This is a genomic window from Nitrospiraceae bacterium (genome assembly GCA_020632595.1).
Taxonomy (GTDB): domain Bacteria; phylum Nitrospirota; class Nitrospiria; order Nitrospirales; family UBA8639; genus Nitrospira_E.
Map to the genome: position 1 here is coordinate 130,786 of JACKFF010000007.1, position 11,318 is coordinate 142,103.

The window sequence follows — 11,318 nt, forward strand, 5'->3', positions numbered from 1 at the left end:
CATTACGAATGGTCCGTATAGGCGATGGTAGACAGGAGAGCATTCTCCGCCTGTCGGGAATCCAGTCTGGTGTGTTGCACCACAATCGGCACATCCGACTCGAACAAGCTTGCGAAATCCGTATCCCTGGGTATGGGTTCAGGGTCTTGTAAATCATTAAAACGAACATGACTCGTTCGACGAGGGGGAACGGTGATTTTGTAAGGCCCCGCGGGATCACGGTCCGCATAAAAAATTGTGACACGCACATGCGCCGGGTCGTTGGAGACATTCAGCAGGCATGCGGTTTCATGACTCGTCATCTGCGGCTCCGGTCCATGGCTTTCGGGAGGGATATATCCTTCAGGAATAGCCCATCGTTTAGCCCCCATTGATTGACTCATGAACGCTTTTCCTCTTCTGCTGGGGTTCCTTGAGCTTTTCCAAAAGGTCCATGCCGATGGCGACGTTCCCATTCTCTATCTAATGCAGCTTCCAGAAGATAAGAAGGCAAGGACGGATTGCTATCCCCGGACGAATGTGTCCCTTGAGAATCAATGTTGTTCACTTGTTCATTCATACAGAGATTCCTTTCCTTTTACCCGTAAAAAAAAATGAAAATATTTCATGTCCATCATCATCCTGACGGACTTTGAGCATGGATAAGTTTGGGCTTTTTAACCGGCGGACGGCGAAGGTTTTGCCGAAGCGTTGGACGACGTTTCCGCTCAACTTCTTTAACAGGGACCGGTTGGCCTTTTTGGGCTGAACGGTACAGAGCTTCAATAATGCGGACATCATGAAGGCCCTCATCGCCTGCCGGTTCAGGAACGGTATCCTTCAAAATGCTATCCGAAAACTTTAAAAGTTGTGGCGCAAATTGATCACGTTTGGAAAAGGTGTGCTTTTTCTCTTTCCCGTTCACCGTAAGGTAATGAGTGATGGGTTCGACATATTCGTAGGCCGAGGTCACCCGCAGTTGTCCCTTTGTCCCTACAATTCGAAGTTCGGACACGTCGGCGGCTCCGAAACTACAGATAAAGGTAGCCAACCGGTCATCAGGGAATCGGAGCATGACGGCGCTCATTTCTTCGACTTCGTCGAATCGGTCGATCCCTTTTCCTGCCGTACTGGCAAACACCTCAAGGGGTTCCGCATGAAAAAGATTCCTGGCGGCATTCAAACAATAAATGCCGATATCCCACAGCGTGCCTCCACCGGTTGCTTCCCGTAACCGGATATTTTGTTTATCTTTAACCGGAAGACTAAATGCCGATTGGAAATACCGGGGCGTGCCGATTTTCCCTGATTGAACCATGTGTATGGCCCGAAGATTGGCCTCTTCAAAATGAAGCCGATAGGCGACCATCAGTTTGACACCATAATGGTCCGCTGTGCGAATCATGGTTTCACATTCCTTGACTGATAAGGCCATGGGCTTTTCACACAACACATGAACGCCCGTTTTCGCAGCTCTGACGGTATATTCGCAATGCAAATGATTGGGAAGCGCGATATACACGGCGTCAATCTCTTCCTTTTCCAGACATTTTTCATATTGGTCGTACGAATAGAGACCGTTGATGCCGTATTTTGCTCCCAATTGCTTCAATTTTTTGGGATCATCGGAAATTAAGGCTGCTAATAGCGAATTTTTTTTCGCATGAGAGAATGCCGGAAGTACGGCGATCTGAGCGATATAGCCCAGCCCCACCACCGCGTACCGAATTTTCCTAGCGCCGGATGTCCTTTGGGGCGAACGTGCCATCCTGGGGTCTCCTTATAATCGTGTCAAAAGAGTAAGACCGAACAATTACTTACAGCTTGTATCAGCGTTTTTATCGAAAATGAACTGGAAAGAACCCTGGTTCCAAGAAATATCAGCCAGAATTAAAGAGATTCCAAACAGAGGAGGTGAATAAGAAAGGGCAGCACGAGGTCAAACGGGAAAAAGCCCGGATGGCTTTTTCCCGTTAACAGAACAGAAAGAAATTTTATTTTTTCCCGGACGATGTCTTAGTATGGATTCCACTTCCTGTGTCCCATTTTGGAGTGCCGTCGTCTTTCCGCACTGCCAGAACTTTTCCATTTCCCTTCAGGGTAACTTGAGAGGCGATGACCAGACTTTCCCCGTCCCGCATGATTCGTGATCCGGTCACTTCGACCTTATCGCCTTCCTTGATCTCGATTCCCTGCTCCTTGAGGTAGTTATCAGGCGCGACCCGAACCCGTTCGGTCCCGGATGGCGTTTTGATGTCCAACACTATCAAACTATCGGTTGTGGTCACTCCGGGCTCCAACATATCGTAATCCACATTTTCCACAGTCCCTTCCACCGTTTCGACGGTTGAAGGATTGAAATCCCTAGTCTGGGCCGTAGCAGCTTGCTCGTGGCCCATGAAGGCGTGGTCTTTAGGCGTTCGTTTTTCGCCAATGGGAGCTTCGGCGACCTGCACCACCATCTTCTCATCCTGTTTGGTCAGCTTCACCTCTGCCCAGGGGATCGAATAATTTTCCGACCCGATTCCAAGAGTGCCACCGAATGTGCCTCCATACGAAAGAACAATGTAGGAAATTTGCCCTGTGGTCTGATCAATCAGTAAATCTTGAACCGTCCCGAGTTCTTTGCCTCCCTTGTCAATGACCGTGTTCCCGATGAGGGTATTGGCATTAAGAAGGAGTTCCTTGGTTTGTTGGCCTGACTCGCTAAGGGCTAAGGACATGCCTCCGCCTATGAGAGCAAAGGCTAATGCCATGCCGAGCGTGCCGCTACTTTTGCGCTTTGTGTTCATCTTGATAACTTTCCTTTTGTGAGAGTGGTTAAACGATGGTGCTGGGGATTTGTCCTCTTTTTGTAATGAACAGATCGTATGGTCACGAGCCGAAAATGCGGGCATTGTGTTCCTTATTGCTTTGAACAGTATTTTTATGTTTAGTTTGGATTAATCTTCTGTGTCTCAATGATGAAGGAAATGAATCGTTTCTCACCGGGCCATCTTCAGGATTAGCCTCCATATGTGCTTTTCTTACTGCTATTGAGAGCGGTAACTCTCTGAAAAAGGTATGAATTTTCGATGTGATTCCAATTGGTTTTTCAAATGGTCAGTGATTGGAAAGGATATGTAGGAGATTTGTCCGGGGTTCTGATCTCTCAATAACTCATTAACCGTCATCGAATTCTTCACCGGGCCTGGCGTGTCCCACACATTTAGAAGAAGCATCCCGAGAAGAAGCGTGACGAGCCCTCCTCCAGCCAGACTCAAGGCTAATCCCATTCCGAAAAATCTTTTAATGGTGATGAGTGGGCTCATGCGTGCTTTCCGAAAGTATATTTTTCTTGAAATTTTCTCCTGTTTCTGATTGTAAAGAAACCAAAAGGAAATGGGCCTGGATAAAACCCTTGCATCTCGGGTTATCTCCCCTTAAGAACTTGTTCCGTAATTTTCCTAATAAATGGAGTTTTCCAGGGTTCTTGTCAGATGCTTTTAAACTTTATGAGGAGGATAATGAATAGAAAGAAATAAGAAAAATATAAAAAAGAGGTGAAAACATGAAACGACCAAAAGTGGATATGTGGTCAGTGGTGCTGGGAATCTTTGTGATTCTGCTGATGAATGCCTCTCATCTCCCCATGGAGGTATCAGGATCAGGTGTCCCAAAGCCGGCAGTTTCAGCTGAAACAATCGAGCAGGATCCAACGGGATTGAATAAAGAACCTCCAGTCATTCCACCTATTGACTCGGAGATGGTGGTGGAGCCGGAAATCCCGCCAAATCCCGAGGCGGTGGTGACTCCCCCGGTGGTGGATCCGGAGATGGTGTTGGATCCCACTACCCGCCAGCCCATGACCGAAGAAAAGCTGGAACGATTGACCCCGGAAGAACTCGAAAAAAGCCCTTCCGATGTGAAATAACACCAGATTCAGCATAAGCAGAATGCTGAAGAAAAATTCCATGCAGTCTGGTTTTGTTTTTGTTTCGTGATAACCCTCCGTAAAAGAGACTCGATTTGGTGTCGGCTGGGTATGACGATTGGGAGCCATACCCGTGACAGCCTGGGTGGACGCGGCAACCGCGAATGCTGCGGCTTGCTCGGGTGGTTGATGTTCCAGAATCGCCACACTGAATGCTCCCGCAAACGCATCGCCTCCTCCGATGGTATCCACTGCCTCGACCTCGGGAGCGGAGATGACAAACTGAACGTCCGTCGTGACTATCGCGCATCTCCCTGTTCCCAGTTTCACGCAGACACCTTTATTTCCGAGTTTCAAAAGTCTGGAAGGCACGCGCCTAGAATTGATTACTAGCAGAAACCCTGAAGTTTCACCGCAGGCCAGGGTTTCTGCTAGTTGATGAATATGTCTTTCTTCCTTAATTTCTGAATTTTACAGCACGCGATCACCCACGGCATGGAAGTGCGTCGTGCACAGGCATGAAGGGAGGCCATGTATGATTATTTCACCAACAACCACACGCGTTGAGGAACATACAGACGCTGACATAAATGAGGAAATTTATAACCGCACAAAAAATAATGTCCTGCTGTATGCCTCGGCCGGACCTTCGGCCATTGATCGGCGATTAAGAGATCTAGAGGTGGAATGGGATATCGAAAGAGTTCTTGAAGCTAATGCTGCCTCATTTTCCCTCATGGGTCTGGCATTGGGCGCTTTTGTTGATCGCCGATGGTTTATTTTTCCCGCCGCCATCGCCGGTTTTCTCCTGCAACATGCCATACAAGGTTGGTGCCCGCCGGTTCCTCTGTTCCGGCGAATGGGAATACGGACCGCACATGAGATTCAACAGGAACGTCATGCGTTAAAGGCATTGCGGGGGGACTATCGGGACGTGGGTGAAATAGCAGGCGCACTCAATGGGGCAGACGCTCCGCAAGTGACTCAAGCATTTGAGGCAGCCGGAAATAATTCCTCATTCTGAAGAAGGTTGAGAGCGCTTTCACAAAATTTATCAGCGATAACTCATAATATTTAAGCAATGTCATGTGGAAAGTTTGGGGGTACACATCTTACCTTTTCGGTTCGAAAGGAACCGGGGAAGCCTTCGTTCTGGATTTCAAGCGGGAAATTGAGCCCTATCTCAAAGCACCCAGCGCGTAAAGCGTTCCTGAGGCAGCGAATACCTTCCTTGCCGCTAATTTTGAATAGAATGTTCCTGTTTTTCGAAACATCCTTTCTTCCATGGCCACTCCCGACATTATATGGGAAATCTTGCTCTCGGAAAATATGAATGGACGCGGCTGATAAATTGCTGAGATGGGTTGAATGTTGAAGGGACGTGTGAAGAGCATTGAGGCATGAACAAGGAAAAATATGAGAACCTCATGTGATATAAAAAAGCATTGACTAATATTTTCAAAAGTGGGTATCGGCCGATCGTCCGATCTCCCCTTCGTCCGATCGGCTCCTACCCCTCACTAGATGGCATTCCCTGTCCCCTAGTGATTGTTGGGAGGATGGTCTTTCCTCATGTCCATCTCACATACCTTGTTGACGGTTCTTTCTTTTTTCTGCCTTTTTATCCTCACCCGTATATCCGGGAGAAGTTTCGCCAGGGGGTACAGTGCTTGGACTACCAAAGCTCGAACCTTCTTCGCCGACTCCGCCAGGACGAGCGGCCTTTTGTTCCTCCGATTCAAAGGGCTCTGTATTTTGGCTGGAGGAGCTTTTGGATTCTATTGAGGATCCCCTTTGTTGGTTTTTTTGCTTAGTCGGACTTGTGGATTGATCATCCTGCCGGATCATGTCCGATTGTTCTGCATACACAGCGACACTCGTAAGAACAAGGAAAGCTGAGAGCCCCACCACTGTCAATTGGTTTTTCATTTCAATTCTCTTTCATATGTAATGTGATTTTTATACATCTAAATTTAAGAGTCAGGGTTTAGATTTACCCCTGGGCCGTTCAGGCCCAGGGGCTGACGCATGCGTTATGGTCGATATCCGTCAGGGCGGTAATCATAATCTTTCCCACCAGAACGCCGGGATTGATACTGATCGGCTCCCTGCCTCTGAGGATCATACTGGTTTCTTGCGGTGGTGGTGTTGTATCGGTCAGATAACCGCTCCATAGGATCCTGGTAATTTCTTTCACGACTTTGGGAATACATGGATCGTTGATTTCCGCGATTCCGGTAATCATCCTCATCGTAATTCCGCATGTTTGACCGGGATTGGCTTCGATAATTGTCACGATCCCTGTTGCTTCGGTTATAGGAATTCTTCTGATCAGCCCCTTCATATTGAAAGGCGCGATCATGTGGAGGGAATTCTGTTGGGCTGAAACTGTCTCGTCGTGTCTGAAAGTCCTCGGCATTTTGATCCTGGTAATGACGTGACCGGTCATATCCGGAACGACTCATGCGAGACCGATCCGGATCGTAACGGTCGTAGCCTTCCCGATTCCCTTCAAATGTCGGTGTATCCTCATAATAACGATCGCGGTCGGCATAAAACCGATCCAAACTTTCATTCCATTTTGCTAATCTTTGTCTCTCCTGTTCCGTTAAATCCCAATGTTTTTGGACGTGGGCCCCGGCATTTTCTCCATCTTCCAGAATGGGAAGATTGCCTAATTGATTTTGAGTCACGTTCAACTTAAAGGATTTATTGCCGGACCCTTCCAAGGCCTGCCATGGAACGGAAATCAATTGGCCATCGGCTTTTCTCACGATGGCATAGGTCAGATCTCCATTACTATTCGTCATCACTCGATACACACTCCCGATTTCATGGCCATCGGACGATTTAACGGAATAATTGGCATCCTTGTCCGAAATGTCCAGGCCACCTAATTGGCCCGCTGGAAGGACAAAATACTCATCTCCCATTCTTCCGGCACTAAAATAATTATCATCATTTTGGCCCATCGAACGGACAAAGGTGGCAGTGCCATCTTCCTCCACTTTGGCCTTTACAAATTCCCCTTTTTCAAAATGACACTCGCCAAATGAAAATCCGGCTTTATTTGATCTCTCCTGTGTGCCGGATGACATTTGACTTGACCCCTGTCCGCTTGAACTTCCGAAGAGGCTATTACTCGAAGTCTTTCCAGTGCTTGACGAATCGTGACTCGAGGAGCTTTGACTCTTTGAACTCATACCTTGTGGACACAACCGATTGGTTTCGTCATTAATTCGAAATGTGATGCGTTCTCCATTACTCGCACGAAGGGTAATTTGGTCGCCGTTCTTTTTGGAGATTTCCCCCTGGATGATTTGTTCCATGGAGTGCGACCGTCCCGATTCCATGCGATCCGACCTGTCCCGTGACATGCCGGCTTCGGCCAATAACGGTAGCGTCAATAATGGAATGCCGGCAAGGATAACTGATCTGGCCATTTTGTTCCGCGTGAACATAATGTGCACCTCCTTTACACAGTTAAAGTTTGTACGTGGATTCTTCCACCAGGATAAATGATTTATGCACCGGTACAACTGGAGAAAACCCTGGTTTGGGATTTCCTTTTTTCAAGGGTTTATCTCAGTTAAGGCGGAAATGAGGAGCATGTTATATGCAGAAGAAGATTCTCATTTATTATCCATTTCGATTCAAAGAAGGAGGTTGTATGACTACCAAAATTCGGCAGGTTCTTTCCTCAAGTTCCCTTGTCGGAACCACCGTTCAAAATATGAGAAGGGAAGACCTGGGAGAAATTAAAGATCTCATGATCGATCTCTCAGGAGGGCGCATTGCCTATGCGGTGTTATCGTTTGGGGGATTTTTAGGAATGGGAGATAAACTGTTTGCGATTCCCTGGGAGGCATTCCAGGTCGTACAAGAGGAGGAGGTATTGTTATTAAACGTGGCAAAAGAAAAGTTAGAACAGGCTCCCGGTTTTGATAAAGACAATTGGCCGGACATGGCTGATGTGACATGGGGAAAAACCATTCATGCTTATTATGGGTATGATCCCTATTGGGATTAAACCGATGGGAAGAAATTTCCTAACACAGATTTGAATGTGAAGGAATGCTGATCATCAAGAACCCGCCATCCCGGCGGGTTCTTGCTGAGGATTCCACTCCTTTTTGAGAGGCGTCTCTTTCCCCACTAAGCCTAATCTTTCCCCCCATTCCTGGTCGAATCCACAAATTCTTCGGTTGAGTGATCTAACGCCCGGCCTGCCCGGCCCTTTCCTTTATGGATAAACAAGAGGTTGTGTCCTTCTAACGAATGGCTGGATGAAGGTATAGATAACTCATAGTTGACAGGGCGTTGATGATCCGATAGTTGCAATTTTGGATTATAGACACTGTTAAATTTCCATAACATTTTGACAAAATTGGTCTGTCCGCGAAGAAGGAGGCCGGCGGCAATTCGCATGGTGCCTTTTAGCGCACTCCAGCCGAGATGTTTGAGGTTGAGAATTCGTTGGGTTTTGACCAGCTCTTCATAAAATTCCGGCAACGGTAAGCGGGTGGGAAGCACCGAATGTTGGATGTCGTATAGCCGATAATCCCGCGTCTGAACTCTCCGAGATTCCTGGTGCCATGTTTCCGTGCCGGGATAGGGCGTATTGACACTAATATTGACAACCTCCGGGACCTCCAAGCACCATTGACGCACGGTTTCAAATCGATCCTTATCCCAGGTGGGGTCGGCAATGATGTTAATTGCCACGATGATGCCCAAGGAGCGGGCAAATTCCAGGGCTTCAAAATTTTTACCAAGTGAGATGCGTTTTCGATGTTGAAGCAATCCTTCCTGATCTATGGCCTCCAGCCCTATAAACATATATTTCATTCCCAGCTTTTTCCACAGGCGAAAGACTTCCTTATTCCTCAACAAGACATCACCACGGGTTTCCAGATAATAGGACTTTTTGATACCCCGGCGTGCGATTGCCTCACCAATGGCCATGCCATGCTCTGCCTGGATAAAGGCCACATCATCCACCAAAAACACTCCAGGTTCACGAATACCCGTTAGATCCTCCACGACCACCTCAGGACTAACCGGACGATAACTTCGTCCATAAAATGTCCAGGCACTACAAAATGAACAATCCCAGGGGCACCCGCGAGTTAATTCAATAGATGCGCATGGATCCAGTACACCAAGAAAATATTTGTTCCGGTGACGAAGTAAATTCCTGGCCGGCCTCACCTCATCCAGAGACTTGACGAATTCGGGAGGCGGTCCCTCAGCTTCGCCTGTGACCACACCGGGAATCCGGTGCACATTTGAGCGATCATGTTGGATGGCGTTGAGGAGCGGCCCGATTACCGGCTCGCCCTCCCCTTTGACAATGGCATCGATAGCTCCCTCCGCATGCTCTAGAACCTCCCTGGCGACAAAGGAAAGGCTGTGTCCCCCGGCCACGATAAAAATTTTTGCAAACGAGGCCTTGGTCATCTTTGCGAGGTCGATGATTTCGGGAACATTCGGCAAATAATTACATGAGAGGGCAACGACATCGGGACACCATTCCTTCAACATCCTGAAATAGTCCTGTGGTTGCTCCACCTGCAAGTCGATGAGTCGCACGTCATGACCGGCCTGCCTGGCTGCTCCCGCCACCAGTTCCAATCCTAAGGGCTCCAAACGCAGAAAAATTTTGGTATACATCAACGGACCGGGATGCACGGCGAGAATTTTCAAGACGAACCTCCTTTACATATTACTAATAGACCGGCTTTCGATTCTTTCTCCAGGATTGCCAAAGCTCAGCCAGGGTTTTGCAGAGTATATGCCATTGTTTCCATCAGTTATGGTGTAGTCAGACAATCACCTATACACAGGAGGCGTGGCTACTTATGGTCGATACGAGTATTAAAAAAGTTCAATCGGATCATTCTCCCAGGGGTGCCATGGGTCAGAAATATTTGGCTACGGGCGTCGGATTAGCCATGCGATTATGGGAGCAATTGCCTGTCGGGCAAACACAGGAATCTTCATCCAGGGATTATGAAACCATCGGATATGTCATTCACGGTCGTGCTGAGCTTCAGCTGGAAGGCCAAACAATTTTGCTGAATGCGGGAGACTGTTGGGTGATACCCAAAGGCGCGAGTCACAGCTATACCATTCTTGAAACATTTACTGCCGTCGAAGCGACTCACCCCCCAGCCCATGTACATGGCCTGGATGAAGTCCCCCGCTGATCTATTATGGATTGACTGGGGGAAGCTGATGCTCTGGCGCATGTTCTACCTTCTGGAAGATTTGTAAGGCCTCAGGCATTTCTTCTTGAAGACGTGTAATTCTCGTCTCATGGCTGGGATGGGTGGAAAGAAATTCAGAGGGCGCTCCCTCACTTCCCTGTTGCATGCGTTGCCACACCCGAACCGCTTCCTGTGGATCATAGCCAGCCCTGGCTGCCAGAATGAGTCCAATGGAATCGGCTTCGGATTCATGCGTCCGACTGTAGGGGAGGAGGATGCCGACTTTGGTTCCAAGGCCTAGGGCAGCCATCGTGGCCTGCCCGACAACAGGGCCGGCACCACTCGCCCCAAGGCCCACCGCGGCAGCGGATAGCCCGGCTTGAGCCAGCACCTCCTGACTCATACGCTCCGAACCATGACGCGCGAGGGCATGGACGACTTCGTGCCCAAGAATGGCCGCCAGTCCGGCATCGGTTTTCGCAACGGGGAAGATGCCTGTATACACGGCAATCTTCCCGCCTGGCAGGGCAAATGCATTTTTGGTCTGGTCATCTTTGATTACGGTGACTTCCCACTTGAAGGCCTTGGCATCTTCCGCAAATTTGGATTCTTTTGCCGCTTGAATGATCCTTTCCGCCACACGTTTCACGGCTCCAATTTCCTCAGGGGATTGAGATTGTTGGACCTTGGGATCGGAAAGAATTTGTTGGAAGGCTTGTTCACCCATTTCTGTGGCCTGAGATTGAGGGACCACGACAAGTTGGGATCGATCGGTATACGGAACGGTTTGGCAACCCATCGCCATGCTCATCAACATCAATAATGAACAAAAATGTCTAACAAGATGAAGAGGGGGAAGCATGGGTTGGATGTGCATGGATTTACTCTCCGTTTCGTGCTAAGGCAGCAAAACACATAAAAGAAATCATGAAGGAACCGGATGGGAGAATGCAAAAGACAAGTGACTCTTTGAAGGGAAACAAAATGTCTATAGGGCAGACATTAATTCTTTTTTTCTGAAATGCCGGGTTCAGAATAAAGGGAGGATGGGATTGAATGTGGAAAGAAGAGAATACCATACAAATGAGGACGAGGGTACTTCAATTCATTTAAATATGAGCGAATCAGCGTTGATTAGGAATAACTTCCTCCGGGTTGTCCAGGTTAGGCCGGACTGTGGATGCCGCTTCAGCGGCCAATCAACCCGAAGGCTGTTT

Annotated in this window: 11 protein-coding genes; 3 read left to right on the top strand and 8 right to left on the bottom strand. The window is 48.2% G+C overall.

The annotated features are described in order from the left end of the window. Positions 1-2 precede the first annotated feature (2 nt). From H6750_13850 to H6750_13870, 5 genes are all read right to left on the bottom strand, one after another. Positions 3-383: a sensory rhodopsin transducer gene (locus H6750_13850; protein ID MCB9775390.1), complete on the bottom strand. Its 381-nt coding sequence runs from the start codon at positions 381-383 to the stop codon at positions 3-5. Further along, a complete protein-coding gene (locus H6750_13855) occupies positions 380-559 on the bottom strand; it encodes a hypothetical protein (GenBank protein MCB9775391.1) in 180 nt (59 codons plus the stop codon). The genes H6750_13850 and H6750_13855 overlap by 4 nt, the downstream gene beginning before the upstream one ends. Before the next feature lie 57 nt (positions 560-616). After that, positions 617-1,747: a Gfo/Idh/MocA family oxidoreductase gene (locus H6750_13860; GenBank protein ID MCB9775392.1), complete on the bottom strand. Its 1,131-nt coding sequence runs from the start codon at positions 1,745-1,747 to the stop codon at positions 617-619. A 226-nt stretch (positions 1,748-1,973) separates the two neighbouring features. Continuing rightward, complete coding sequence (locus H6750_13865) at positions 1,974-2,771, bottom strand: PRC-barrel domain-containing protein (GenBank protein ID MCB9775393.1); 798 nt, start codon at positions 2,769-2,771, stop codon at positions 1,974-1,976. Between the two features lie 878 nt (positions 2,772-3,649). Beyond that, a complete protein-coding gene (locus tag H6750_13870) occupies positions 3,650-4,222 on the bottom strand; it encodes a hypothetical protein (protein MCB9775394.1) in 573 nt (190 codons plus the stop codon). A gap of 205 nt (positions 4,223-4,427) precedes the next feature. Here H6750_13870 and H6750_13875 point away from each other — a divergent pair, with 205 nt between their 5' ends. Beyond that, a complete protein-coding gene (locus tag H6750_13875) occupies positions 4,428-4,916 on the top strand; it encodes a DUF2892 domain-containing protein (protein ID MCB9775395.1) in 489 nt (162 codons plus the stop codon). A 1,009-nt stretch (positions 4,917-5,925) separates the two neighbouring features. Here the strand turns inward: H6750_13875 and H6750_13880 are convergent. After that, positions 5,926-7,353, bottom strand: coding sequence for a hypothetical protein (locus H6750_13880; GenBank protein MCB9775396.1), 1,428 nt, complete (start codon positions 7,351-7,353; stop codon positions 5,926-5,928). A 209-nt stretch (positions 7,354-7,562) separates the two neighbouring features. Here H6750_13880 and H6750_13885 point away from each other — a divergent pair, with 209 nt between their 5' ends. Next, on the top strand, positions 7,563-7,922 hold the full coding sequence (locus H6750_13885; protein MCB9775397.1) for a PRC-barrel domain-containing protein: 360 nt from the start codon (positions 7,563-7,565) through the stop codon (positions 7,920-7,922). A 131-nt stretch (positions 7,923-8,053) separates the two neighbouring features. Here H6750_13885 and hpnR read toward each other — a convergent pair whose 3' ends face one another. After that, positions 8,054-9,598 carry a hopanoid C-3 methylase HpnR gene (gene hpnR, locus H6750_13890; protein MCB9775398.1) on the bottom strand — a complete coding sequence of 515 codons (1,545 nt, stop codon included), beginning with the start codon at positions 9,596-9,598 and terminating at the stop codon, positions 8,054-8,056. 155 nt (positions 9,599-9,753) lie between these two features. Between hpnR and H6750_13895 the strand changes: the two genes are divergently transcribed. After that, positions 9,754-10,101 carry a cupin domain-containing protein gene (locus H6750_13895; protein ID MCB9775399.1) on the top strand — a complete coding sequence of 116 codons (348 nt, stop codon included), beginning with the start codon at positions 9,754-9,756 and terminating at the stop codon, positions 10,099-10,101. Positions 10,102-10,105: 4 nt separating this feature from the next. On the opposite strand, the gene H6750_13900 is transcribed toward H6750_13895, so the two are convergent. Then, positions 10,106-10,963, bottom strand: coding sequence for a M48 family metallopeptidase (locus H6750_13900; protein MCB9775400.1), 858 nt, complete (start codon positions 10,961-10,963; stop codon positions 10,106-10,108). Between the last annotated feature and the right edge of the window lie 355 nt (positions 10,964-11,318).